This window comes from Pseudomonas sp. GW822-FHT06B12 (genome assembly GCF_058799675.1).
Map to the genome: position 1 here is coordinate 722,637 of NZ_JBXALR010000001.1, position 23,861 is coordinate 746,497.

The following is a 23,861-nucleotide window of genomic DNA, read 5'->3' on the forward strand; positions in this document are numbered from 1 at the left end:
TTGTGGACAACGGAGCGTTCGCGTCCAGGGAGCAATTTGAAAAGCTGTATGTCGACCATCACCGCTGGTTGTGCAGTTTGTTGCGTCGCAAGCTGGGCAATTCGGTGGATGCCGCGGATCTCGCCCATGATGTCTATCTCAACCTCATCAGGAAGGGCCAGGTTCCCTCGACCGAGAACTCACGCAGTCATCTGACTCAAATCGCCAAAGGAATGGTGATAGATCTTTATCGCCGCCGGCATCTTGAGGCCAGCCATCTGGAAGGGCTGATGCAGCAAGCCGAGCCTCTGGTGCCATCGGAAGAGGTTCGCGCGCTGGCATCGGAGGCCCTGTCTCAGATCGATGTTGCCTTGCATAACAAGCCACTCAAGGCCCGCGAAGCGTTGCTGCTGTGCAAGTTGCATGGCATGGGTCACCGGGATATCGCGGCCGAGTTGAAGGTGTCGGTGTCCTCCGTCGAGAAATACATCGCTGCGGGCCTTCGGGCCTGTCACCCATTCGCATCGGGGGCGGGCCTGTGATCGGTCGTTCGGTTCACGGCGGCGAACGGATTAATCGGTATTTCGATTGAGGATTTTGCGTCGCCGCTCGGAATACAAGGTATGCAACGCGCAAAACGCTCGAACACAAAGGAAGTCAGGCATGCCTTCAGGCTGCCGGCAGTGGTTATTCAGGAGAGCTCATGAGTGATAAAGACAAACCCGCCGCCGGCTCGGTATCTCGGATACTGAGACCCGTACGCGGCCGGCTGATTGTCGCCGCGGTACTGGCCGCCATCGGGACCATGCTGACGATGGTGCCACTGGCCGGCATCGCCCATATCGCACAGTTCTCGTTGGGGCAGGCCGAGGTCGCTACCGGCTGGGTCCAGATGCAGAATCAGGTCTGGCGGGGTGTCAGCGTCAGCCTGGTGTGCCTGTTCCTCGGCATGACATTGATTTCGGTGGGCGAGATGGTCGCGCACCTGGCCGACAATCACATCACCGGCCATTTGCGTTTGGCGATTACTCGTCGACTGGCCAAGGTGCCGCTGGGTTGGTTTACCAGTCGGGCTTCGGGTGAAGTCAAACAGGCCATGCAGGATGACATCGGTACGCTGCACAGCTTGACTGCGCATTTCTTTACCACGCTGGGCCGTACCGTTGGTGCGATCCTCATCGCCATCCTGTACCTGTTTGCCATGGACTGGCGCATGGCGATTGTCTCCCTGCTGCCATTCCCGCTGTTTTTCCTGTTTTTCTCCAGGGCGACCAAGGCCAGTGGGGCGAACATGCAATCGTTCGGCGCCGGTATGGCACGTATCAACAACGCAGTGGTTGAGTTCGTCAACGGCATTCCCGTGGTCAAGGCCTTTGGTGTCGAGGGCAAGGCCCATGGCAGCTACCGTGAAGCGGTGGATGCCTTCGCCGAGGCGTTCACCGACTTCACGCGGCCGCTGGTCAGCGCTATGGCCAACGCCCATGCAATGATTACCCCGGTTGCGGTACTCGGGGTGGTGCTGGCCTTTGGCACTTTGTTGGTGAGCCTGGGCTGGATCACGCCGGTAGAGGTCTTGCCTTTCGCCTTGGTGGCGCCGGGCATCTGTGCGCCACTGCTGCTGTTGAGCTACATCACCCACGACCTGAACAATGCTACCGCCGCTGCCCAGCGTGTGCATACGCTGCTGGAAACGCCGGTACTGGAAACCCTGGCGGGCGAATCACGGCAGTTGCCCGAAAATGCCGAGATTCGCGTCGAGCAACTCGGCTATAGCTACGACGGCCGGAACCCGGTGCTCAAGGACATTGGCTTCACCCTCAAGCCCGGCACCGTGACGGCGATTGTCGGTGCTTCCGGCTCCGGCAAGTCGACATTGGCACGCCTGCTGCTGCGCTTCTTCGATCCGACTGAAGGGCGCATTACCCTGGGCGGCGTCGACATCAGGCAGATCGAGAGCGCGCAGTTGTACCGGCGCATCGGTTTTGTGTTGCAGGAAGTGCGTCTTATCCATGCCAGCCTGCGCGACAACATTGCCTTGGGCAGGCCATCGGCCAGCCAGCAGGAAATCGAAGACGCAGCGCGCACCGCGAATATTCACGAGCGCATCCTCGCCTTGCCGCGCGGTTATGACTCGGTGATCGGTGAGGATGTGCAGCTCTCCGGCGGCGAGTTACAGCGCGTGAGTATCGCCCGCGCCGTGTTGCTGGACCCGCCGGTGCTGGTGCTTGATGAAGCCACGGCGGCAGCCGATGCCGAGAACGAGGTGAAGCTCCAGCAAGCGCTATCGCGATTCGCCCGGGGCCGCACCTTGATGGTGATCGCTCACCGGCTCGATACGGTGATGCACGCCGACCAGATCATTCTGATCGACAACGGTACGATTTGTGAGCAGGGACGTCATCACGAGCTGCTCGCCCGCAAAGGCCGCTACGCCCGACTGTGGGCACTGGGCGGCTACGAACAGGCCAAGGAACAGGCGGTGTCGGCATGCTGAGAACCTTTATTCAACTGTTGGGTGAAGATGCCCCGGTGCTGCGGCGCTATCTCTATATGACGCTGGTCTACGGCCTGCTCTGCGGGCTGACGATTGTCACCTTGGTGCCGGTACTCACCAGCCTGCTGGGCAGTGAAACGCGCGCAGCGGGGCAATGGTTGATCGCGCTGGTGATCGGCGTGGTGATTTGCTGGGCGCTACGACGCACAGTGGAGAAAGCCGGTATCCGTGTAGGCATCGCCGTTCTCCAGCGGGGCCGCCATCGGCTCGGCGACCATGTGGCGCGTTTGCCGGTGGGTTGGTTCACTGCACAAAACACCGCGCGGCTAAGCCATGTCGCGTCCCAGGGCATGATGGAAATGGCGCAGCTTCCCGCCCATGTTTTCACGCCGCTGATTACTGGCGTGGTCACGCCGGTAGTGATCCTGATTGCACTGTTCGCCTTGCACTGGCAGATGGGCCTGATCGCGCTGGTGACGCTGCCGATCCTGTTGGGTGTCTTTGTGTTGACCGCTCGCTTGGGGCAGCGTGCAGACCAGGACTTCCAGCACAACGCGGCCCACACCAGCCAGCGCATGGTCGAGTTCGCCCAGGCGCAATCGGTGCTGCGGGCGTTCAATGGCGAGGACGGTGGCACTCAGTTTCTTGAACAGGCCATCGGGCGCCAGCAGCACTCCGCGAGACGGTTGATTCACGTCTCGGCGATGTCGGTGGTGTTCAATGCCTGGGCTGTACAGGCGAGCTTCGCCGCCTTGCTGGTGGCCGCCACGCTATGGCTGGGTGAGCTGTTGGGCGCAAGCCTGGAGGCGGGGTCGGTCATTGCCGTCATTGTTGCACTGCTGCTGGTCAGCCGCTTTATCGATCCGTTGCTGGAAGTGGCTGGCTATAGCGAGGTGCTGCGTGGCGCGCGTGGCCAGTTGGGAGCCGTGCGTGAGATCTTTGCGGTCAAGCCGCTGCCTGAGCCGCAGTCGCCACAGGCACCCGTCGATGGGTCCGTCGAATTGCGCAACGTGAGCTTTCGTTATACCGAGGACCAGGCTGATGTATTACGGGATGTCAGCCTGCGTATCGAGCCGGGCAGCATGACCGCTCTGGTCGGCGCTTCCGGCTCGGGCAAGACCACGCTGGTGAGGCTGATCGCGCGTTTCTTCGACGTGACTCAAGGCAGTGTGATCGTGGGTGGTGTGGATGTGCGCCAGATGTCCGGCGAGCAACTGGCCGGCCAGATCAGTCAGATCTTCCAGGATGCTTACCTGTTCCAGGGCAGCATCGCCGACAACATCCGCATCGGCAAACCCGGTGCCAGCGATGCCCAGGTGATGGAAGCGGCAAGACAAGCCGGCGTCGTGGAGATCATCGAACGACTGCCTCAAGGCCTGGATACACCGGTGGGCGAGGGCGGTGCCCGACTGTCCGGCGGCGAGCGTCAGCGGATTTCCATCGCCCGTGCGCTGATCAAGGATGCACCGATTCTGTTGGTCGATGAGGCCACTGCTGCGCTCGATGCCGAGAACCAGGCCGCTATTGCTGAGGCACTGGCACGCTTGCGTGGTACTCGTACGCTGATCGTCATCGCGCACCAGCTCTCGACGGTGGCCATGGCCGACCAGATTCTGGTGCTCGATAATGGCCAGATCAGCGAGCAAGGTTCCCACGCGCAATTGAGTGCCAAGCCAGGACTCTACGCGCACTTTCTCGCCCAGCGCCGGGCGGCAAAGGGCTGGCGCATTGCCGGGGCGTTTGGCAGTGAGGACGATTCTTGAGTCGTGCAGCCTTACTGATCCTGTTTGTTGTGCTCTGTTGCCTTTCGCTGATGGTGGGAGTCAAACAGGTCTCCTGGACAGCACTTTTCACATTTTCCGATGATGCCTGGCTGACACTGACCGCCAGCCGCCTTCCGCGTCTCGCGGCCCTGATACTCACCGGGGTAGGGCTGGCCGTCTGCGGCGTGATCCTGCAGCAGATTGTGCGTAACCGGTTCGTCGAGCCCGCCACGTCCGGTGGACTGGATGCTGCAAAGCTGGGCATTCTGATTTCACTGACGGTGGCCCCCGCTGTTGGTGCTGCCGGCAGGATGCTGTTTGCCCTGGCGTTCTGTTTTGCCGCGAGCCTGATCTATGTCGCGATCATCCGCCGTATCAAGTTCAAGAACACGGTGATGGTTCCGGTCATAGGCCTGATGTATGGCAGCGTATTGAGCGCCGTCGCCGAGTTCTACGCCTACCGTCACAACATCTTGCAGAGCATGCAGGGTTGGATGCTCGGTGACTTCTCCAAAATCGTGCAGGGCAATTACGAGATCATCTATCTGATCCTGCCGATCGTCGTGCTCACCTACCTTTATGCGCACCGGTTTACCGTACTGGGGATGGGTGAGGGCATGGCCAGCAGTCTGGGCTTGAACTATGCAGCCAATGCGGCGCTAGGTCTGATGCTCGTGGCGGTCACCGTTTCCGCCACGGTCATCACCGTGGGGGCGATCCCCTTTGTCGGGCTGGTGATTCCCAATCTGGTGGCGCTGCACTACGGCGAAAACCTGGAGCGAACATTGCCCATCGTCGCCTTGTGTGGCGCGTCGTTGTTATTGGCCTGCGATATCCTCGGCCGCCTGCTGATCTACCCCTTCGAAGTGCCTATCGGTCTCACCGCCGGCAGTGTGGGCGGCCTGTTATTTCTCGTGCTGCTGATCAGGAAGTACACATGAGGCGCGTGGCTACCCGTTATGGTCTCTGGCTGCTGGTTCTGGCGCTGGCGATCGCGTTCCTGTTGTTGGGGGCCGGCTTCGACTTCGATTACGTCATTCCCAAGCGACTCACCCGTTTGGCGGCGATGTGCATTGCCGGGGTGTGCATTGCCTATTCGTCGGTGATTTTCCAGACCATCGCCGGCAACCGGATACTGACGCCGGCGATCATGGGGTATGAGGCGATCTACCTGCTGTTCCAGGCGCTACTGATTCTGGTGCTGGGCACCCAGAGCCTGGTGTTGCTGGGGCGTGACGGTAACGTCCTGTTGTCGGTCCTGCTGATGCTCGGCTATTCATGGCTTATTCACCGTTGGCTGTTCCGTGACGGAAGCAACAACGTGTACCTGCTGCTCCTGTTGGGACTGGTACTGAGCATGGTGATGGGGACGTTTACCCAATTTATCCAGCTAAAGATCAGCCCCGGAGAATTCTCGATTTTCCAAGGGTTCAACTACGCCTCCTTCAACAAGGCGCAACCTGGGCAAGTGATCTATTCGGGCGTGCTGGTCGCTGTGGTGTGCGGCATCGCCCAACGAACCCTGCCGGTGCTCGATGTGCTTTCCCTGGGACGTGACCAAGCCATTTCCCTGGGGGTCGATTACCCGCGCAGCGTGCGACTTCAACTGGCACTTATTGCAATTCTGGTGGCGATCTCGACGAGCCTCGTCGGGCCGACGGCATTCATGGGAGTGTTCGTTGCGAACATCTCATATGCGCTTGCCCGAACCGCTCGGCACCGGGTCACGTTGCCCATGAGTTGCGCCATCGCCATTGGCATTTTCATTGTCGCCCAATACCTGGTCGAGCAGATATTCAACTACAACACCTCCGTCAGCATTCTCGTCAACCTGGTGTGTGGTGTGTATTTCCTCGCGCTGATGATTCGAACCCGAGGCACCCCATGATCTCTCTCAATCACGTTTACAAGGCCTATGGCACCAAGCATGTCCTTAGTGACGTCAGCGTCCGGTTTCCACCGGGGCAGGTCACGTCGCTGATCGGCCCGAACGGGGCGGGCAAGACCACGCTGCTGATGTTGATCGCACGCCTGCTGGCGCCGACCCGGGGCGACGTTCTGATTGGCGGGCGCAGCATTCTGGATGTGCCCGTTCGCGACTATGCCAAGCGCGTGGCCACCTTGCGCCAGTCCCCGGATTTCAGCCTGCGCCTGACCGTCGAGGAATTGGTAGCCTTCGGGCGCTTCCCCTACAGTCGTGGAGCGCTTACCGCCGAGGATCGCGAGGCAATCGATGAGGCCATCGAGTTCTTGTCTTTGCAGTCCCTGCGCCTCTCCTACATTGACGAGCTCAGCGGCGGACAACGGCAGATGGCGTTCCTGGCGATGACCATTGCCCAGCAAACGGATTACCTGTTGCTGGACGAGCCGCTCAACAACCTCGACATGAAGCATGGCGTACAAATCATGCGTGCCCTGCGTCGCCTGTGTGATGAGCAAGGCCGCACAGTGATCCTGGTGGTCCATGACATCAACTTCGCGGCTAACTATTCCGATCATATCGTTGCCATGAAAGGCGGGGGAATTCACTGCCACGGCCCGGTCGCGGAGGTTGTTACCGAGGCGCACCTGCGCGAACTTTTTGATCTGGATTTCGAAATCCTGCAGAGCGAACAAGGGTTCGTCTGCAACTACTTCAACCCGTCACCGTCAAGGGAACTGATATGAGCACTGATCACCCGAAAAAACTCTGTGGAGTGCTACTGGCAATGGCCGTAGCGGCCGGGCTGCAGGGATGTGACAAGCCAGCGGCAGAGGCAACCCCGCCAGTGAGTGCGCAGGTGCACTACGAGCCGATCAAGATCGAGCATCCTCTGGGCACAACCGTGGTGACCAAACTACCCGAGCGCGTAGTGGCTTTCGATATGAGCGAGCTCGATACACTCGATCAGTTGGGGGCACCGGTGGTGGGCATCGCCAAGGACTACGTCACCAGCTTTCTCACCCAATACCGTGACGACTCGAATGTTATGGATGTAGGGGCGACTGTTCAGCCCAATCTCGAGCGGTTGCATGCGCTCAAGCCCGACCTGATTCTGATCTCTCCGCTCCAGGCACAAAGCTATAAGGAACTCAGCCAGATCGCCCCGACCGTCTACGACGACGTGGACCTGACCAACAAACAAGGCAATATCATCAGCACAGCCAAGGCGCATTTGACCCTCTTGGGACGCATCCTCGGTAAAGAGGAACTGGCCCGCCAGAAAGTCGCGGAAATGGAAGCCAAGGTGGAACAGACCCGCCGTGTTACCGAAGGACGTCCGGAGAAAGCGTTGATCGTGCTGCATAACAACGGCGCCTTCACCTCCTACGGCGTGAAGTCGCGCTACGGCTTTATCTTCGACACCTTGGGCGTGAAACCGGCCAGTACTGACATCGAAGCCGGTTTGCATGGACAGCCGATTTCCAATGAGTTTATCCAGCAGGCCGATCCCGACATTCTCTATGTCATCGACCGTACCGCGGTGATGGAGCATCGTCCGGCACTGGACATCAAGAGCCTGGATAACCCGCTGCTGCGCAAGACCAAGGCCTGGAACAACGGCCGTGTAATCTTTGTCGATGCTCAGACCTGGTATCTGTGTACCGCTAGCGTGACCTGTCTCAATCGAATGGCTGACGAGGTGGTTCAGGGCTACAAGGGCTGATTCACGACGTGTATCTGCAGCACAAAGGGCTGGTCCTGTTCAGGCGCCGGCCCTTTTTGTGGATTCGCATTTTGCTTCGGTCATGGGGGATCGCCAGTGGTGATTTCAGGCACGGCAGCCATCCCATGGCGTTTAAAACAATAGAAATGGACTATTCGCATGTACCACAGATCAGCCTCGGAAGAAGCTCTGGCGCCCCAGCAATTACAAAGCTCATCCACGCATCGCCCCTTCGATTGCGACCGTAACAACGAGCACATTCGCGAGATGCTATATCGCTATGGGCTACGTACCAGCTTACTGCGCTTCAAAATCATCAATATTTTATGCGCTGCGGCTGTCAACGGGACGACGGTGAATGCGAAGTCGGTACATGACCAACTCAGAGCGCTGGCGTTATCGCTCGTCAGCGTTCGTGAGGCGCTCAAGCGCCTTTGTTCCGTGGGTGTCATTACCCGCAATCACGATAAGAGCTACAGCCTGACCATTGAAGCAAAAGCGATTTTAGAGCAGCGGTGTAGTGGGCGACATTTCGAATAGTGCGCGGTGAATGATTGTAAATATTTATCATTTAGATTGAGGATTTAGCGTTCTGGTACGGAAACCTAGTGAATGCACTCCAATTCTTTGCATCGAAAGGAATCCAGCATGTCGGAACACGGCCGCCCACATAGCGCCAACCCTGATTCATCGCAGGCTACGCAACGCGCTTTTTCGTTTACCTTGAATCGCACTTTCTCTGCCGTACAGATGGCGCTGTTGCTAGGGCTGACCGGGGGCTCGATGGCTGTGGCCGCTGCGCCTGCCCCTGAGCCGTCAACGCAGTCTCCGGCGGGCACTGGCGAAGATAGCCTTGTCCTGTCTGAAACAACGGTGGAGGGCACTATGGGCGCATCTGCCGACCTGCCGCCGGCGTATGCGGGCGGCCAGGTTGCCACTGGCAGTCGAGTCGGGCTGCTGGGCACCAAGGACTTTATGGAGACTCCCTTCAGCGCCATCAGCTACACCGATGACTTCGTGCGCAACCACCAGGCGAAGGACATCGGTTCGGTAATCGGTGCAACCGATCCATCGGTGAACGTCCCCTCCAAACGGGCCATCATCGAAACCTTCTTTATTCGTGGCTTCAATACCAGCGCCAACGACATCACCTACAACGGCCTGATCGGTATGGCGCCGAACCTGCGCGGCTCGACCGAACTGGCCGAGCGCATCGAAGTGCTCAAGGGCCCGTCCGCTCTGCTGAACGGCATGCCACCAGATGGCAGCGTCGCAGGCAGCATCAATATGGTCCCCAAGCGCGCCGGCGACGAACCCCTGACGCGCCTGACGACCTCTTTTGAATCCAATGGTTTATACGGTGCGCATGCCGACGTGGGTCGGCGCTTTGGCGATCAGAATCAGTTTGGTATCCGCTACAACGGGGTGTATCGCGACGGCGACACCGCCGTGGACGATCAGAAACAAAACATGCAGCTCAATGCGCTGGGCCTGGACTGGCGCGCCGAGCGCTTCCGCCTGTCGTTGGACGCCTACAAGCAACGTGAACATCTGGAGGGTGCCAACTATTTCGGCATTGCCTCGATCAACCCTAAGGTCACCAGCGTACCCCGCGCGAAGAAGGGTGATTACGCGCTGGCACCTGACTGGGCATACACCACCAACGACACCGAAACCTTTTTGCTCAGAGGCGAGGTCGATTTGAATGACTCGCTCACCGCCTTTGCGGCCTATGGGCAGAGGGACGGTGGCCGCAACGCCTTGATGACGCGCGACACGCTGGTCAACAACGCTGGTGATATCAATGTTCTGGCTTATCGCTCGGATGGGCAGGGCACCCAGAAATCAGGCGAGGCTGGCCTGAAGGGCCGCTTCGACACCGGCCCCGTAGGCCACGAATGGTCGCTGGCGGCCACTCAGTACAAGTCGGAGATGAGCTACAAGGATCTTCAGATACCCAACTACGTGACCACCAACTACTACAACCTTGACTTCGGCCCAACGCCGCCCTTGGGTAAATTCGGCGCTGTCACCTCCCGGACCGAAGACAAACTGGGCAGTGTTGCTTTGCTCGATACCCTTTCGTTCCTTGATGGCCGTATCCAATGGACGCTGGGCTTGCGGAATCAGACAGTGGAAAGCTCGAACCTGACACCGGCGCGCGTCAGAACCTCTCACTACAACGAGAGCCGTGTTTCGCCGGCTACCGCGTTGCTGGTCAAGGTCACCGACGATGTGTCGGTCTACGCGAACTACATCGAAGGTCTGTCTAAGGGGGGGACGGCTCCGACGACGGCAGCCAACCCGGGTGAAGTCCTGAGCCCGATTCAGACAAAGCAGTATGAAGTGGGCGCCAAGCTTGACCTGGGTGCGTTCGCCACCACGTTGGCCGTGTTCCAGATCGAAAAACCCAGCACCTTTACCGACCCGGTCACCAACATTTTTGGCGTCAATGGTGAGCAGCGCAACCGTGGCGTGGAATGGAGCTTCTTCGGTGAGGCCCAACCAGATCTGCGTTTGATGGGCGGTGTTTCCTACACGCAGGCGGTGTTGACGAAGGCGCTGGTAGCGGCGAACGAAGGCAATCAGGTGACCGGCGTTCCGAAAATCATCGCCAAGCTGGGGGCCGAGTACGACCTGGAGATGGTTCCTGGGCTGACCCTGACCGCAGGCACGAACTACGTAGGCAGCCGCTACGTCACGGACGACCATCGGATGGAGTTGCCGTCGTACACCGTTTTCGATGTGGGCGGTCGGTACACCACCAAGGTCATGTCCAAACCTGTGACCTTACGGGCTAACGTAGAGAACATCGCCAACCGGGCATACTGGATCGGTTCCTACAGCGGCGGCGACGGCAGTGGCCTGTCCGGCGGCCTGGGCGCTCCACGTACCCTTCAGCTTTCGGCATCGGTTGATTTCTGACAGTCGGCCAGCCTAGAGGCAGGGGAGAGTTCTGCGACTTTCTCCGGTCTTGGCGGTACGACACGGCACGCTGGAATTCTCGCCGGATTTAACGATAAAGCCTCGATTCATCGGGGCTTTATCGTGTCTGTGGGGGAGAGAGCAGACGGCGTAATCGCTGATCTCTGTGCAGTCATAGACTCTCAGGGTCCCCAAAAAACATTTTGACTTGGCTCTAGGACAATGGTTTCTGGCAAAAAAAATTGAAATTTGCCCCCATATTTGCCCCCGCTCGCATCGGGTGTGCGAGTGATCGCTAATGGCGATTTCTGACAGAACACCAAGACGGTACAGGGTGGTTTTCAGTGTAACTCCAGATGGGAATTGGGTGAGCTCTGGTAGCAAAGATTGGTGCAGCAAAGCTCTAGGAGGAGAGGCAGCATCCAGGTTCAGCTTTATGAATGGAAAAACGTGCGGTTGGACGGCTGCTGGCGCAGCCGACCATCGATTGACTCATTGGGCTTTCCAAAAAAGGTCAGGCCGCTGGGATCAGCGCTGCCGCGTCGATATCGAAGGCGCTTGGCCAATCGTTGAGAATCGCAGAGAAGCATTGATCAAAGGTCGTAATAAGGCATCGAGTGAGACCATCGTTGTCGACCATTACAAGGTATACGTGATAAACCTAGAGTCAATTAGGCACTTAATGTAGCGTTGGTAGGTTTAGGGATACCGCGAGTAAACCTACGAAGTAATGCGTTTCAGATGGGCAGTGGCGGCGAGTCAATAAAAAATCACTTCGTCAGGCTTATCTGCGCGGCCTCGTCAAACTTCAACCGGGCCGTTTCAACCTCAGACAATTTGTCGAGCGTCCATTTATGCAATTCGCGAAACGGCTGCTGCAGTGTTCGACCAAGTTGGGTGATCTCATACTGGACTGCCACGGGCGAAAACGAGATGACCTGGCGCGAGACAAGTCCATTTCGTTCCAGTCGACGCAGGCACTGTGTCAGTGCTTTCTGAGTGACGCCCTCCAGGCGACGCCTGATGGCGTTAAAACGGTGCGGCCCGTCATCAAGTACCGCCAGAACCATCATCGACCACTTGTCTGCGATTTGGTCGAACAGCGCCCGGCTTGGGCACTCCGACGAAAAACACTGCGGCTTTAATTCCAGCATCGAAGTTTCCTCATGTATACCTAGGCGACTTTAGGTGCCTAATTGACATTTGGTTTACAAAATATACTTATATGGCTTCCAAAAGCAAATGGAGTCCATCCAATGTCAAACCCTGAAACCAGTATTTTATTTCGTCCTTTTTCCATCCGGTCGCTTGAACTGAAAAACCGGATTGTCATGGCGCCAATGACGCGTCTGTTCTCACCCGAAGGCATCCCGGGTGAAGCGAGCACTGCCTACTACCGGCGGCGGGCAGAGGGACGTGTCGGGCTGATTTTGTCGGAAGGCACCGTGATTGATCGCCCAGCATCGCGCAATGATTCCGGCATTCCTTTTTTTCACGGCGAAGCGGCGCTGGCTGGGTGGAAAAACGTGATCGATGCGGTCCACAACGCTGGCGGGCGCATGGCACCGCAGATCTGGCACACCGGTGCCACGCGTTACATCAACGACTGGGAGCCAGATGCGCCAGTGGAAAGCCCGTCGGGCCTTGATTCGCCAGGTGACCTGCGTGGTGTGGCGATGAGTGAAGAGGACATTGCCGACACGGTAGCAGCGTTCGCCAAGGCCGCAGCGGATGCCAAACGACTGGGCTTCGATACCGTTGAGATCCACGGAGCCCATGGTTATTTGATCGATCAGTTTTTCTGGTCTGGTACCAATCTGCGCACCGACCGCTACGGCGGCCCGACGATCAAGGAACGCTCGCGTTTTGCCAGTGAGATAGTGTCTGCTGTTCGTCATGCTGTTGGCCCTGAATTCCCGATCATCATGCGTGTCAGCCAGTGGAAGCAACAGGATTACGGAGTACGCGTCGCTGAAACGCCAGCTGTGATGGAAGACTGGCTGTTGCCATTAGTCGAGGCTGGTGTCGACGTCCTGCACTGCTCACAACGCCGCTTCTGGGAACCTGAGTTCCCCGAGATTGACGGTGAGAACGGCCTGAACTGCGCGGGCTGGGCGAAGAAAGTAACCGGGGCCGCGACCATCAGTGTTGGTTCGGTTGGGCTAGAAAATGATGTTACTAATGCCTTCGCCGGCAAGGGATCAACCCCTGCGAGTTTGGATCGGCTCGTCGAGCGCATGGAGCGCGAAGAGTTTGATCTGATCGCTGTAGGGCGTGTTCTGCTGAGTGACAAGGATTGGGCCGCCAAAGTGGAAAAAGGCGATTACGCGGATCTGAAGGGCTTCAATCCGGCATCTTTAGCCGAATTGGTTTGAGCCTTACGGCGGAGTGGAGAGTGTGATGCCACAAAGGTTTTAGTCTGAAGGAATCAGAGGTCTAGCCTTGGATGTTGCGCGGCCGAGATCGTAATTTGTTGTTGAGTGCGCCATAACTGTTTTAATGGCCGAACATGTTAAGGCCGCTCAACACCCGCGTAAATTAATATTGCGTTGCGGTGCGGCCTGGGCATTTACGCGCAGGCTGCATAGCATCGCCGATTAATGTAGCGCTAGATTCTTCGTGGCTATCTAGGCCTTTCGGGAGCAGCCTTGATTAAGGTGTAATGCGATGCGTGGGCTACGGCGCGACGTTGTGTCCGGTCATTTAGTTAGTCGGCTATGCGTAAAGTTGTTTAGAGTCGGTACGCTGAAACTAGGCTAGCGGAGCAGGCAAGTTGAGAGGAGGGGAGACGCACCGCTTAATGCTTATTCATTTCTGGAATAAGCATAATAAAATATATTTCTTGAGTGCATTAGCCATTCTGCTACATTGTGGTTACCGGACCGCCGGATATGTTTAACCCTATTTTATGGTACGACTATGTCCGGCGCCCGAATCTTCCAAATCAGCCTTGAGGCTCTGTCTTATGACAGAGCTCATGTCGCGATTTCTCACTCCGGCAATATCCGCATCAGTCCTTGTGCCTCCATTGCCGTTCCATTCGTTACCGGCAAACCTCTTCCTTGTCAGGCCAACAGCGAAGCCTGCAGTGCAATCAGCGAAGGCTTGGCGTTTCTGCTCTACGCCATGTGAAGCATCGCTGCTGGTCATTTCAATACCGTAAGTCTAGCCAGTCATCTTCAAGTAATGCCCTGGTTCCATAGGGTTATGGCTTGGAGAGTGAGTGATTGGGAGTCTGTACAGAACAATACCTATCGCGACTTACAACAATGCCAAACTATTTGGATGAAGCTCATCGAGCTGAAATTGTTAAGCTGAGCACTACAGTTACCAGTCAAACCGAATGGCCCACCTGGCTTTTGCTTGTTGGCTTCTATCTGGCCTGGGCTGTCGTTGCTTTTTATGGGCAGGCATTTGGCGAAGTATTCACCATTGTTCTGTTTATTCCATTGGTCGTGCTCTGGCTGTCGATGGTGTGGGCAGTTCATATGCTAAGTGTTGCCGTGGTGCTGACCTTGGTTGAACAATACAACGCCTTGTCCCCGCCATCCTGCCAGGCAATAAAAACACTAAAGCCAATCTGGGCGTCGGAAAATGATACGTTTTGAAGCCATCAAGAAAACTCATAAAGGCAGCCCGCGAATGGCCGTGAGCGATTTAACGCTTAACGTCCGAGAGGGTGAGATCTGTATATTTGTCGGGCCAAGCGGGTGTGGCAAAACAACCATTTTGCGAATGATCAACAGGCTGGATACCCAGGACAGTGGCCGCATTTGTGTCAACGGCGTGGCGACCGATGAGCTTGACGTCGTTACGCTACGCCGCGGCATTGGTTTCATGATGCAGAGCGCAGCCTTATTTCCTCACCAGACGGTTGCAGAAAATATTGGCGCAGTACCGCGGCTCCTGGGCTGGAGCAAACATAAAATCTGCCAGCGCGTGAGCGAGCTCATTTCCCTGGTTGGACTTCAGCCCGAATTTCTTGACCGGTATCCTAATCAGCTGTCGGGCGGGCAGCAAAGTCGTGTCGCTCTGGCGAGGGCATTGGCCTCGGACCCACCGGTTGTATTGATGGACGAACCCTTTGCCGCGCTTGATCCGGTGATACGCGAGCGACTGCAGGATGAACTGGTTGCGCTTCAGAGGCGTTTGCATAAAACCATTATTCTGGTGACCCACGATATGGAGGAGGCCATCAAAATTGGTGACCGGATTGCCATCTTCGAGGGCGAAGGAAAGCTTGTTCAGTTCGACACACCTCACAATATCCTTGCCCATCCTGCCACCGAGTTTGTGAAGAACTTTATCGGTAAAGATCCGTTGTTAAAAAGACTTTCGCTGATGAAGGTTTCTGATCTTCCAGCGGATGAGGTCAATTGCGAGTTCAAACTTCTGGTGGATGATAAGTCCAATCCGTTGAAATGGGTCAGTGAATCGGACGTGCCTGTTCCCGAGCTGACAACGGTGTCGAGTAACGACTCGTTGCATCACGCACTGGTTAAAATTCTAACGGCTCCTATCGGTGTGGTTGTTCGCGTGGACGAGGCGGGAAGTTACGAAGGTTGCCTCTCGATTGCCAGCCTTCACAGCGCACTCAATGAATGCCGTTTCGGAAGTGCGCAATGATTGACTGGTCCTGGATCGTTGAAAACTGGCAGCAGATCGGCCAGCTGTTATTTGATCATATTCAGCTGGTGACCTTGGGCCTGTGTATAGGGATGCTATTAGCGGGCGCAATGGTGCTCTTGACGTTGTGGCAGCCAGGATTGGCGCGCCCCATGATTTATGTCAGCGGCATACTCTTTACCATTCCGTCCCTGGCGCTGTTTATTTTGATAATGCCTTTTACCGGTTTATCCAAGACGACGGCGGTCATTGGTTTGAGCCTGTATTCCTTGCTTATTGTGTTGCAGAACACCTTGGCGGGGCTTGCGAGTAATCCCCCGGACGTATTGGAAGAAGCCCGTGCGCTAGGGTATACGCGCATGCAGAGATTCCTCGGGGTTGAACTTCCACTGGCGCTGCCTTCGTTATTGGCAGGCTTGCGAACGACCTCGGTTACATTAGTGGGGCTGGTGACCGTTACTGCCTTGATTGGTCAGGGCGGATTAGGCCAGATGTTCATTACCGGGCTGGCTCAAAGTTTCACTACGCCTGTGGCGGTCAGCCTAGTCCTGACGGTGATGTTGGCGTTATGTTTTGATTTTCTGTTTTATTCAATAAATAAATGGCTGGTCCCTTGGGTGCGCTGATGAACATGATCGCAGGTGTCTACCTTTGGTTTTCTCTTCCTGACAATTGGTTGGGTGAAAGCGGAATACTGACTCGGCTGGCAGAGCATATTTATTATGTGTCTTTGAGCCTGGCTATTGCTTGTGCAATAGCGTTGCCGCTCGGCGTACTTCTGGCTAACTACCGCAAAGGCGCGCAGGTGGCGATAGGGCTATTCAATATTGGGCGAGCATTACCTTCTCTGGGTATTGTGATACTTGCAATCATGCTCATTGGCTATGAAGCCAGCACGGTGATTATCGCATTGGTGACCATGAGCATCCCGCCGATATTAACCAATACCTATGTTGGAATCGATCAGGTGGATTCGTCTCTGAAGCAGGCTGCCAGATCGATGGGGATGTGCAGAGGGCAGATGTTTATTCAGCTCGAGTTGCCGCTGGCTTTTCCGCTGATCTTTTCTGGATTCCGATCAGCCCTGGTGCAACTTATCGCAACAGCCACCATCGCTGCGTATGCAGGGTTCGGCGGGCTGGGCAGGTTTCTTATTGATGGACTGGGCCGAAATGATACGCCGCAAATTATTGGCGGCGCACTGATGGTGTCGGCACTTGCGATTGTCAGCGAGTGGGTGTGCTCGATGATAGACACACTCATGGTTCGAAAATGGCGAGCGAATGATGTTGAACTGAGTGCTACATGATCATGGGCATTTGAAAGTGCGTATTAATTCTGCAGAGGTGCAAATCAAAATGAAAAATAAATACCGTTTGAAGGCTCGGTCACCGCTCTCGGCCTCACTGTTACTGGGATTGGGACTGCTGGTTGGCAGCACGTTTGCCAGTGCTCAATCCATCACCATCGGTGGGGCCAATTTTTCCGAGCAGACTATTCTCGCAAACATCTATGCGTCAGCCTTGAAAAATGAAGGGATAGACGTCAAGACCCGACTCAATCTGGGGAACCGTCAGATCATCGCCAAGGCGCTGGAAAACGGGGATATAGACGTTGTACCCGAATACATAGGATCACTGCTGAGTTTCTATGACGACAAGACTGCTCTGACCAGCCAAAAGGAGATCGTCAGCGCTTTGCAACAGAAGTTGCCGGCGGACCTCCAGCTGCTTGAGCCTTCGTCCGCGGGCTCCATTACCGCTTGGGCCGTCACCCGAAAAACCGCAGAAAAGTACAACTTGCACACCTTGTCCGACCTAGCGCCCGTCTCGGGTGATTTCACGCTGGGCGGGCCTCCCGAAGTCGCCACTGCTGCATTGGGCCTGCCCGGGTTGAAGGCGGTCTACGGCATCAACTTCAAGAGCATCAAATCGCTGGACATGGGTGGGCCCTTGTCGCGGCTGGCGTTGAACTCAGGCGCTATCGACGTCGCCACGGTGGTCTCCACGCAAGGCATCCTGGCTAAGGAGCCTTGGGTTGTCCTCGAGGACGACAAGCACCAACAGCCCCTGCAAAACATCACGCCACTGGGGCGCAAGGCGTTGCTGACCCCAGACGTCACCAAGGTGCTCAACGCGGTTTCTGCAAAGCTGACCGATGACGACCTCAAGCAACTCAATCGTCTTGTTGATATCGATCACAAGGATCCAGCCAAGGTCGCGGCGCAGTGGGTCGCCGAACATACCGTCAAGACGGCCCAGTGAAAATGAATGCGACGTTGGTAAGGTCGCGGAGGCGTTATGTCCAATAAAAGTATGATTCTGAATTTGTTCTTCTTTAATCCCCAAGGGGACCATCGTTTTTCCTGGCGCCATCCGCTGTCACCGAGCCACGAAATATTGACGCTGGGCTACTACGTAAAACTGGTGCAGGCGGCCGAAGCGGCGAAGTTTGACGCGGTTTTTGTCGCGGACCACGTGGCGGTCTGGGACTCCGTGGCCAGCGGGTTGAGGCACTATGCCAACGCCCGGCTTGAACCTATTACGCTCTTGTCCGCACTGGCTGCTGTGACCGAGCACATCGGGCTGATGGGCACTGCTTCAACGTCCTATAACGAGCCGTTCAACATCTCGCGGTATTTTGCTTCGCTGGACTATCTCAGTGCAGGGCGAGCCAGTTGGAATATCGTGACTTCCTGGTTGGAAGAGGAGGCTTCGAATTTCGGATTGTCAGGCGTGACGAAACACGGCGATCGTTATCTGCGGGCCGAAGAGTTTATCCATATCGTCAAGCAGCTTTGGGACTCCTGGGAGGAGGGTGCGCTTGAATTTGACAAGAGCACCGGCGATTTTGCCGACCCATCGAAAATTCACCCGATCAATCACAAAGGGGCACATTTCAGCGTGCGTGGGCCGCTTAACGTGCCGCGTCCACCTCAAGGATATCCCGTCCTTGCCCAGGCGGGATCTTCTGAAGCAGGCAAGAATCTGGCCGCCGCCCATGCGGACGTGCATTTCTGTTTCATCAATTCGGTCGAAGAAGGACTGGCGTACAGGGCAGATTTGAATCGCCGACTTGAATTGAAGGGCAGGCATTCCAGTGATCTGAAAATTATTACCGGCGTGCTTCCGGTGGTGCTAGAAGATGAGACTGAGGAGGCGCGACGTCGGCAACTGGAGGACAGCCTCATTATCGATGCCGTGGCGATTGATCTGGTCTCCACTTACACCCGCCTCGACTTGACAGGACTTTCGCCCGACAGCCCATTGCCAGCGTTGCCGGATGAGTCTGAGTTCGATGGCATTCGAACTGAGCTGGCCCTTCTCAAGAAGTACGATGCTTCGTTGTCTATCCGCGAAATAGGGCGCCGTTTGGTCAAGAGCTCCAGTACCTGGCTACTGATCGGAACGGCGGAGCATATTGCCGATAAGCTTTCAGCGTTATACGAGTCGAATGCCGTCGATGGCTACAACCTCATGTTTCCGTTTTTGCCAACGGACTTTGAAGCATTCACACGCGGCGTGGTGCCTTTGCTGCAAGCCAAAGGGGTTTTCCGCAAGGAATATGAACCTGGGACGCTGAGGGACCGTTTGGGCTTGAAAAGGCCTGTTAACAGCTTCTTGCTGTGATCTGGGGCCAAGCACTAATCACATCCCCTGACTGGATTTTCATATGACCAGCGATCTATCCATGTACCTCGCTCCTGCCAGGGTTTTACAGGCACAAGAGGCCTGGCTCCAATGCGTCCTGGAGATCTTGGGCGAGCGCCGTGAGCAAAAGCCGATCGTTGATCCAACGCCCCATTGGCTTTCCCCGGATCTCTTGTTATCCCAGACCTGTGGTTATCCATTCATCACGTCACTGCGGGGAAAGGTGAGACTGGTAGGGCGCCCGAGTTATGAGCTTACCCATAGCTCGGGTGGTGACCATTGCAGTTTGCTGCTCTGCAGAGCTGATTCGGCCGTGACTGATCTGGTGGGTTTCCAGGGCAGCCATGGGCTGATCAATGCCCGGGATTCCAACTCTGGAATGAATTTACTGCGCCACACGCTGGCCGGGATCAACAAGCTAGAACGGGCCGATGCCTGAGACTGCTGACAGGAACATTGGGCGCGCGCAATGCCGTATCAAAGACTCTCAGGGTCCCCAAAGAACATCTGAATCCGCGACCTTAGCCAGCGCTCACCCGGATCGTTGTCCTGGGAGCCGCGCCAGGCCATGTGCAACTCGAAGGTGCGCATAGGCAGCGGCGGTTCTTCGGCACGTACGCCGCCCGCTGCGGTCAGCGCTTCGGCGGTGTAGTCCGGCACAGTGGCAATGATGTCGGTGCCGGCCAGCAATGTACTCAAACCATTGAACTGCGGAACCGCGAGCACCACGTGTCGCTTGCGCCCGAGTTTTTCCAGTTCTTCATCGATGAAGCCACTGAGGTCGCCTGCAAAGGACACCAGTGCATGCGGGCGAGCGCAGAAATCGTCGAGGCTCAAGGCGCCGGGTACGGTGTCGGCGCGCAGCAGTTTCGGCATGCTGCGACGCAGCACTTTGCGTTTGGCGTTGGCCGGCAGATCCGTGGTGTAGCTGACGCCAATCGAGATTTCACCCGAGGCCAACAATCCCGGCATTAACAGATAATTCACTCGACGCACCACCAGCACGATGCCGGGTGCCTCGGCACGCAGGCGCTTCAACAGCATCGGTAGCAGGGCGAATTCGACATCATCCGAAAGACCAATGCGGAACACGGCGGTACTGGTGGCCGGGTCGAATTCGGCAGCACGACTGACCGCGGTCGAAATCGAGTCCAGGGCCGGAGAGAGCAGGGCGAAAATTTCCACCGCCCGGGCTGAAGGCTCCATGCTGCGGCCGGTACGCACAAACAGCGGATCATCGAACAGGCTGCGCAGGCGCGACAACGCTGCACTGATGGCCGGCTGGCCGAGAAACAGTTTCTCCGCCGCGCGGGTCACGCTGCGTTCATGCATGAGGGTTTCGAACACGATCAACAGGTTCAGGTCGACACGACGCAGGTCATTACGATTCATCTGGAGTCCTGGCAGAGTCAGCAAACTTGACGGGAGCGGCCATATGAGAACAATGGCCGGCATGAATCTTACGGGGAAAGACTGGTACTCTGCACCGAGTAATTCAGTTTTTCCAAAATGCTGGTTCGGTTTTCTACGTTGATTGACGTATCGCCGGAGCTGCGGAATCAATGACAGGCATGTCGACTATTAATAGCCACTGATGGTCTTGGTCAGAAAGCCCAGATAGAGTTCAGGGCATTAGAGGTTACTTTGACGAGGTTTGCGATGTCCCGCACGATCCGTTTTCACAAGTTTGGTCCAGCCGAGGTGCTCAAATGCGAAGAGCATGCGGCAGCTCTGCCAGCGCCGGGCGAAGTGCAGGTGCGTGTCGAGGCGATTGGCATCAGCTGGTATGACATCCTCTGGCGTCAGAACCTGGCGTCTTCCCATGCCCGGTTACCGTCTGGCCTTGGTCATGAAATGGCCGGTGTGGTGACGGCCATCGGCGAAGGTGTCGATGATCTGGCGGTGGGTGACAAGGTCGCCAGCTTCCCGGCAGAAAGCCCCAATGACTATCCCGTTTATGGCGAGCAAATCGTTCTGCCGCGTTCGGCGCTGACGCGTTACCCGGATGTGCTGAGTCCGATCGAAGCCGCCGTGCATTACACGCCGCTGTTGGTTGCCTACTTTGCTTACGCCGATCTGGCACGGGTCAAGCCGGGGCAGTTTGCGCTGGTAACCGATGCGAGCCACTGCGCCGGACCGTCCTTTGTGCAACTGGGCAAGGCTCTGGGTGTACGGGTCATTGCCGCGACCAAAACCGCCGAAGAACGCGAGTACCTGTTGTCCCTCGGTGCCGAGAAGGTGATTGTCACTGAAGAGCAGGATCTGCTCATGCAGATCAACAAGCTCACCGACAACCGCGGTGTCGACGTGGTATTCGACGGCCTTGGCGGTCCACAGATGTCGATGCTCGGTGACGTGCTGGCGCCTCGTGGCAGCCTGGTGTTGTATGGTCTGCAAGGCGGTAACCAGACGCCATTCCCTGCGTGTGCAGCGTTCCAGAAAAACATTCAGTTCTTCGTCCACTGCATCGGCAACTTCACCGGCAAACCGGAACTTGGCATCGTTCAGGATCAGGTCGCACTGCAACGGGCCTTGCGCGATATCAACCAGTTGACGGCTGACCGTGTTCTGCTGCCACTCAAGACCCGGGTCTTCCCGTTTAGCGAGTTTGTCCAGGCGCACCGTTACATGGATGAGTGTCCTTGCCGCGAACGTGTGGCGCTTCAAGTCGAACCTGCATGACCCTTGCGCAAGAGTCCGTGTTTACGGACTCTTGCGTTTTTGTTGGACTTGCAAACCTCTGATTTCCCCCTTCGTGATCTATTGGTTCAGCAACTGAACTGGTTTTTGCTCCTGATCTGTATCTTCTAATCATCATGTAAGCCCTGATAATTGAATGATTACTTTCATCTCAAGGAATGAGTCATGGCTGGGCATCTTCTTTTAATCGGTACGGGTTCTGGTACTACGTATGCGGACCATTGCTCATCTGCGCCTTGCGTTCAAATATGGGAAGTAGTCGGTTCGCTTATTAGTTGCCGAACTATTGCGCTGCTCTGGTTTCTTTATTTTTCGTGCTCATTGTCTGTGGGACGCTGTCGGAATAGTCCTAGGCCGTCCTTTCGGCCTGCTGGAGCTCTCTGCCTCGGGCGTTGCGGGCGACTTGTCCGTTCGTGAAAGTTATTCCTAAACAATCGTTTCAAATGGTTACTACTATCAAAGTGTTAGCATTTGACAGCAGATACTCACGACACGCCGTAATCAGCCATCACCGATCGCAAATCGAACAAACAAACGATTATTTGTTCGATGTCGACTTTTTGAATATCAGGTAAATGACGATGAGCTCTATTCATGATCAAGCAATGAACTATGTCTACCAGCAAGTTTTGCAGCGGTTGCTGAGTTTCTTTTCCCGCGCGGAGCGTACTGCATTGCAGCTTTTGATCCAGCGTCTGGTGGTGGCTGCCGGGGGCATGGAGAGAATCGGCACTTACAAGGTGTTGATGACGCACTCGGGAACACGGGACAGTTGCTACACATTGGCGTTCCTGCGTGCCGCGCAGTTGAGTATCGCGGGCAGAGCACCAGCGACCTTCCAGCTTCGTGTCAGCACGCTACGTCTGGGCGGGACGACGCCGACGATCATGGAGAATATTCACCGCAGTTACGGTGCCCTGTTTGTCTACGACGATCCTCGGATCGAGGTGCTGATGGGCGATAACCGCGAGGTGCTGCCATTCAATCATTTGGCACCGATGTCTGACGCTGGCCGCGATTTGAATCGCACAAACATGCTGATGCTCGGTCACCTGCGAGGGACTGACGGGGTGTTCGAAGCGTGTGACGACTGTTATCTGGCGACAGGCGAGTTCTACACACAGATGACCCGATGGGAGGGCGGTGTCGATGCGTTGATCAGCGGTGAAACAGCGCGTCAGCAGAAGCAGTTTCTGGCGGGGCTGACGCGAGGTGCGCAGAAGGCCGGCTTGCCGGCGATCACGCGTCCCGCCTGTAGTTTCGATGGGTTGCTGTCAACGCTCGATCAGTTGGGGGGCGATTGTTATCGCGTGCTTTATGCGGGCCATGAAACCGTCGAGTGGCGGCCACGCGAGAGTTTTGAAACGCGACGCGGTGCGGACTACATCGATATCCAGGACCTGGTGACCGGCAACATGGAGGAGCGCTGGCCATTGCTCACCGACTTTCTCGGGCTGCAACCTGATGAAGTTGACGCCCACCTGCGCGAAAACGAATACGCCAGTCCTTTGCTCTCGGCCCACTTACGGGGGTTGCAGGCCAGTTTCGTCAAAGGCCTGACCTACGAAAGCGGATTCAGAGAGTACATTCAGCGGGCGTTGTTGATGATGCGCAGACGACGCCTGCCCGAGCGCCTTTGCGATCAGGTGCTGGAGGTTTACGGCAATCGGCAGGTGATGGCTGAACTGCGGGCCCAGGCGGCCATGGAGGCTCAGCAAGCACTGGGACTCAATGAAACACAGCAGCTGTGCCTGCTCTTTGCACCCTTTGTCGATGCCGGTGCCGGGCTGGAAAACTTTTTACGCCGCTGTCATCCCGGCATGTTGGTAGCGATGCCCGAGCTGCACAAGGCGATGCAGGGCAATGCCGCCCCCGAGCAAGTCATGCAATGGATGATCGACGTGAGTGGTTTGTCCGTCAGCTTGATCTGCAAGCTATACGGCATGCGTTCGGTTGCCGGAATCGAACTTGAGACGGGTGATCCTGGCGTGAACACTGAAGAGCAGGGAGAGTTCGAGGATGCCGATGCGCTGAGTGAACTGTCGGCGAGACGTTGAAGGAGCCTGGTTTGACCGAT

Annotated in this window: 22 protein-coding genes; 20 read left to right on the forward strand and 2 right to left on the reverse strand. The window is 56.6% G+C overall.

The window, feature by feature from the left end:
- Positions 1–2 precede the first annotated feature (2 nt).
- From AC1RKH_RS03390 to AC1RKH_RS03430, 9 genes are all read left to right on the forward strand, one after another.
- Positions 3–521, forward strand: coding sequence for a sigma-70 family RNA polymerase sigma factor (locus AC1RKH_RS03390; RefSeq protein WP_123424545.1), 519 nt, complete (start codon positions 3–5; stop codon positions 519–521).
- Positions 522–682: 161 nt separating this feature from the next.
- A complete protein-coding gene (locus tag AC1RKH_RS03395; protein WP_493061105.1) occupies positions 683–2,473 on the forward strand; it encodes an ABC transporter ATP-binding protein in 1,791 nt (596 codons plus the stop codon).
- The gene (locus AC1RKH_RS03400; RefSeq protein WP_493061106.1) at positions 2,467–4,236 is read left to right on the forward strand and encodes an ABC transporter ATP-binding protein; all 1,770 of its coding nucleotides are present in this window, start codon (positions 2,467–2,469) and stop codon (positions 4,234–4,236) included. The genes AC1RKH_RS03395 and AC1RKH_RS03400 overlap by 7 nt, the downstream gene beginning before the upstream one ends.
- Complete coding sequence (locus tag AC1RKH_RS03405) at positions 4,233–5,177, forward strand: ABC transporter permease (RefSeq protein ID WP_123424548.1); 945 nt, start codon at positions 4,233–4,235, stop codon at positions 5,175–5,177. The genes AC1RKH_RS03400 and AC1RKH_RS03405 overlap by 4 nt, the downstream gene beginning before the upstream one ends.
- Positions 5,174–6,124, forward strand: a complete 951-nt coding sequence (locus AC1RKH_RS03410; protein WP_493061107.1) for an iron chelate uptake ABC transporter family permease subunit — start codon at positions 5,174–5,176, stop codon at positions 6,122–6,124. Before AC1RKH_RS03405 ends, AC1RKH_RS03410 begins: the two co-directional genes overlap by 4 nt.
- A complete protein-coding gene (locus tag AC1RKH_RS03415) occupies positions 6,121–6,903 on the forward strand; it encodes an iron ABC transporter ATP-binding protein (RefSeq protein ID WP_493061108.1) in 783 nt (260 codons plus the stop codon). The genes AC1RKH_RS03410 and AC1RKH_RS03415 overlap by 4 nt, the downstream gene beginning before the upstream one ends.
- Positions 6,900–7,883: a siderophore ABC transporter substrate-binding protein gene (locus AC1RKH_RS03420; RefSeq protein WP_493061109.1), complete on the forward strand. Its 984-nt coding sequence runs from the start codon at positions 6,900–6,902 to the stop codon at positions 7,881–7,883. The genes AC1RKH_RS03415 and AC1RKH_RS03420 overlap by 4 nt, the downstream gene beginning before the upstream one ends.
- 159 nt (positions 7,884–8,042) lie before the next feature.
- Complete coding sequence (locus AC1RKH_RS03425; RefSeq protein ID WP_493061110.1) at positions 8,043–8,423, forward strand: fe2+ zn2+ uptake regulation protein; 381 nt, start codon at positions 8,043–8,045, stop codon at positions 8,421–8,423.
- 108 nt (positions 8,424–8,531) lie between these two features.
- A complete protein-coding gene (locus tag AC1RKH_RS03430) occupies positions 8,532–10,808 on the forward strand; it encodes a TonB-dependent receptor (RefSeq protein WP_493061111.1) in 2,277 nt (758 codons plus the stop codon).
- Positions 10,809–11,578: 770 nt separating this feature from the next.
- On the opposite strand, the gene AC1RKH_RS03435 is transcribed toward AC1RKH_RS03430, so the two are convergent.
- Positions 11,579–11,962, reverse strand: coding sequence for a winged helix-turn-helix transcriptional regulator (locus AC1RKH_RS03435; protein WP_493061112.1), 384 nt, complete (start codon positions 11,960–11,962; stop codon positions 11,579–11,581).
- A 102-nt stretch (positions 11,963–12,064) separates the two neighbouring features.
- Between AC1RKH_RS03435 and AC1RKH_RS03440 the strand changes: the two genes are divergently transcribed.
- From AC1RKH_RS03440 to AC1RKH_RS03480, 9 genes are all read left to right on the forward strand, one after another.
- Positions 12,065–13,183 (forward strand): NADH:flavin oxidoreductase, encoded by a 1,119-nt coding sequence (locus AC1RKH_RS03440; protein WP_123424553.1) that lies wholly within the window; start codon positions 12,065–12,067, stop codon positions 13,181–13,183.
- A 544-nt stretch (positions 13,184–13,727) separates the two neighbouring features.
- Positions 13,728–13,940, forward strand: a complete 213-nt coding sequence (locus AC1RKH_RS03445) for a hypothetical protein (RefSeq protein WP_493061113.1) — start codon at positions 13,728–13,730, stop codon at positions 13,938–13,940.
- A 137-nt stretch (positions 13,941–14,077) separates the two neighbouring features.
- Positions 14,078–14,416, forward strand: coding sequence for a hypothetical protein (locus AC1RKH_RS03450; protein WP_493061114.1), 339 nt, complete (start codon positions 14,078–14,080; stop codon positions 14,414–14,416).
- Complete coding sequence (locus tag AC1RKH_RS03455; RefSeq protein WP_493061115.1) at positions 14,403–15,434, forward strand: ABC transporter ATP-binding protein; 1,032 nt, start codon at positions 14,403–14,405, stop codon at positions 15,432–15,434. Before AC1RKH_RS03450 ends, AC1RKH_RS03455 begins: the two co-directional genes overlap by 14 nt.
- Positions 15,431–16,060 carry an ABC transporter permease gene (locus tag AC1RKH_RS03460; protein WP_086946308.1) on the forward strand — a complete coding sequence of 210 codons (630 nt, stop codon included), beginning with the start codon at positions 15,431–15,433 and terminating at the stop codon, positions 16,058–16,060. The genes AC1RKH_RS03455 and AC1RKH_RS03460 overlap by 4 nt, the downstream gene beginning before the upstream one ends.
- Entirely contained in the window at positions 16,060–16,743 is a 684-nt protein-coding gene (locus AC1RKH_RS03465) for an ABC transporter permease (protein ID WP_493061116.1), read from the forward strand. The genes AC1RKH_RS03460 and AC1RKH_RS03465 overlap by 1 nt, the downstream gene beginning before the upstream one ends.
- A gap of 16 nt (positions 16,744–16,759) precedes the next feature.
- A complete protein-coding gene (locus tag AC1RKH_RS03470) occupies positions 16,760–17,698 on the forward strand; it encodes an ABC transporter substrate-binding protein (protein ID WP_493061379.1) in 939 nt (312 codons plus the stop codon).
- A gap of 36 nt (positions 17,699–17,734) precedes the next feature.
- Positions 17,735–19,063, forward strand: coding sequence for an LLM class flavin-dependent oxidoreductase (locus tag AC1RKH_RS03475; protein ID WP_493061117.1), 1,329 nt, complete (start codon positions 17,735–17,737; stop codon positions 19,061–19,063).
- 43 nt (positions 19,064–19,106) lie between these two features.
- A complete protein-coding gene (locus tag AC1RKH_RS03480; protein ID WP_493061118.1) occupies positions 19,107–19,523 on the forward strand; it encodes a hypothetical protein in 417 nt (138 codons plus the stop codon).
- Between the two features lie 38 nt (positions 19,524–19,561).
- On the opposite strand, the gene AC1RKH_RS03485 is transcribed toward AC1RKH_RS03480, so the two are convergent.
- A complete protein-coding gene (locus AC1RKH_RS03485) occupies positions 19,562–20,476 on the reverse strand; it encodes a LysR family transcriptional regulator (RefSeq protein ID WP_123424558.1) in 915 nt (304 codons plus the stop codon).
- 267 nt (positions 20,477–20,743) lie between these two features.
- Between AC1RKH_RS03485 and AC1RKH_RS03490 the strand changes: the two genes are divergently transcribed.
- Together AC1RKH_RS03490 and AC1RKH_RS03495 are read left to right on the forward strand one after the other, a co-directional pair.
- Positions 20,744–21,766: a zinc-dependent alcohol dehydrogenase family protein gene (locus AC1RKH_RS03490; protein ID WP_493061119.1), complete on the forward strand. Its 1,023-nt coding sequence runs from the start codon at positions 20,744–20,746 to the stop codon at positions 21,764–21,766.
- A gap of 599 nt (positions 21,767–22,365) precedes the next feature.
- On the forward strand, positions 22,366–23,841 hold the full coding sequence (locus AC1RKH_RS03495; RefSeq protein ID WP_493061120.1) for a hypothetical protein: 1,476 nt from the start codon (positions 22,366–22,368) through the stop codon (positions 23,839–23,841).
- Positions 23,842–23,861 lie beyond the last annotated feature (20 nt).

Bases quoted from the DNA above. Each gene is read 5' to 3' on its own strand.
- AC1RKH_RS03445 (WP_493061113.1), top strand. From the start codon at position 13,728: ATGTCCGGCGCCCGAATCTTCCAAATCAGCCTTGAGGCTCTGTCTTAT.
- AC1RKH_RS03495 (WP_493061120.1), top strand. From the start codon at position 22,366: ATGAGCTCTATTCATGATCAAGCAATGAACTATGTCTACCAGCAAGTT.
- AC1RKH_RS03430 (WP_493061111.1), top strand. From the start codon at position 8,532: ATGTCGGAACACGGCCGCCCACATAGCGCCAACCCTGATTCATCGCAG.
- AC1RKH_RS03460 (WP_086946308.1), top strand. From the start codon at position 15,431: ATGATTGACTGGTCCTGGATCGTTGAAAACTGGCAGCAGATCGGCCAG.
- AC1RKH_RS03415 (WP_493061108.1), top strand. From the start codon at position 6,121: ATGATCTCTCTCAATCACGTTTACAAGGCCTATGGCACCAAGCATGTC.
- AC1RKH_RS03440 (WP_123424553.1), top strand. From the start codon at position 12,065: ATGTCAAACCCTGAAACCAGTATTTTATTTCGTCCTTTTTCCATCCGG.
- AC1RKH_RS03435 (WP_493061112.1), bottom strand. From the start codon at position 11,962: ATGCTGGAATTAAAGCCGCAGTGTTTTTCGTCGGAGTGCCCAAGCCGG.
- AC1RKH_RS03465 (WP_493061116.1), top strand. From the start codon at position 16,060: ATGAACATGATCGCAGGTGTCTACCTTTGGTTTTCTCTTCCTGACAAT.
- AC1RKH_RS03490 (WP_493061119.1), top strand. From the start codon at position 20,744: ATGTCCCGCACGATCCGTTTTCACAAGTTTGGTCCAGCCGAGGTGCTC.
- AC1RKH_RS03420 (WP_493061109.1), top strand. From the start codon at position 6,900: ATGAGCACTGATCACCCGAAAAAACTCTGTGGAGTGCTACTGGCAATG.
- AC1RKH_RS03475 (WP_493061117.1), top strand. From the start codon at position 17,735: ATGTCCAATAAAAGTATGATTCTGAATTTGTTCTTCTTTAATCCCCAA.
- AC1RKH_RS03455 (WP_493061115.1), top strand. From the start codon at position 14,403: ATGATACGTTTTGAAGCCATCAAGAAAACTCATAAAGGCAGCCCGCGA.
- AC1RKH_RS03425 (WP_493061110.1), top strand. From the start codon at position 8,043: ATGTACCACAGATCAGCCTCGGAAGAAGCTCTGGCGCCCCAGCAATTA.
- AC1RKH_RS03450 (WP_493061114.1), top strand. From the start codon at position 14,078: ATGCCAAACTATTTGGATGAAGCTCATCGAGCTGAAATTGTTAAGCTG.
- AC1RKH_RS03480 (WP_493061118.1), top strand. From the start codon at position 19,107: ATGACCAGCGATCTATCCATGTACCTCGCTCCTGCCAGGGTTTTACAG.
- AC1RKH_RS03395 (WP_493061105.1), top strand. From the start codon at position 683: ATGAGTGATAAAGACAAACCCGCCGCCGGCTCGGTATCTCGGATACTG.
- AC1RKH_RS03485 (WP_123424558.1), bottom strand. From the start codon at position 20,476: ATGAATCGTAATGACCTGCGTCGTGTCGACCTGAACCTGTTGATCGTG.
- AC1RKH_RS03400 (WP_493061106.1), top strand. From the start codon at position 2,467: ATGCTGAGAACCTTTATTCAACTGTTGGGTGAAGATGCCCCGGTGCTG.
- AC1RKH_RS03410 (WP_493061107.1), top strand. From the start codon at position 5,174: ATGAGGCGCGTGGCTACCCGTTATGGTCTCTGGCTGCTGGTTCTGGCG.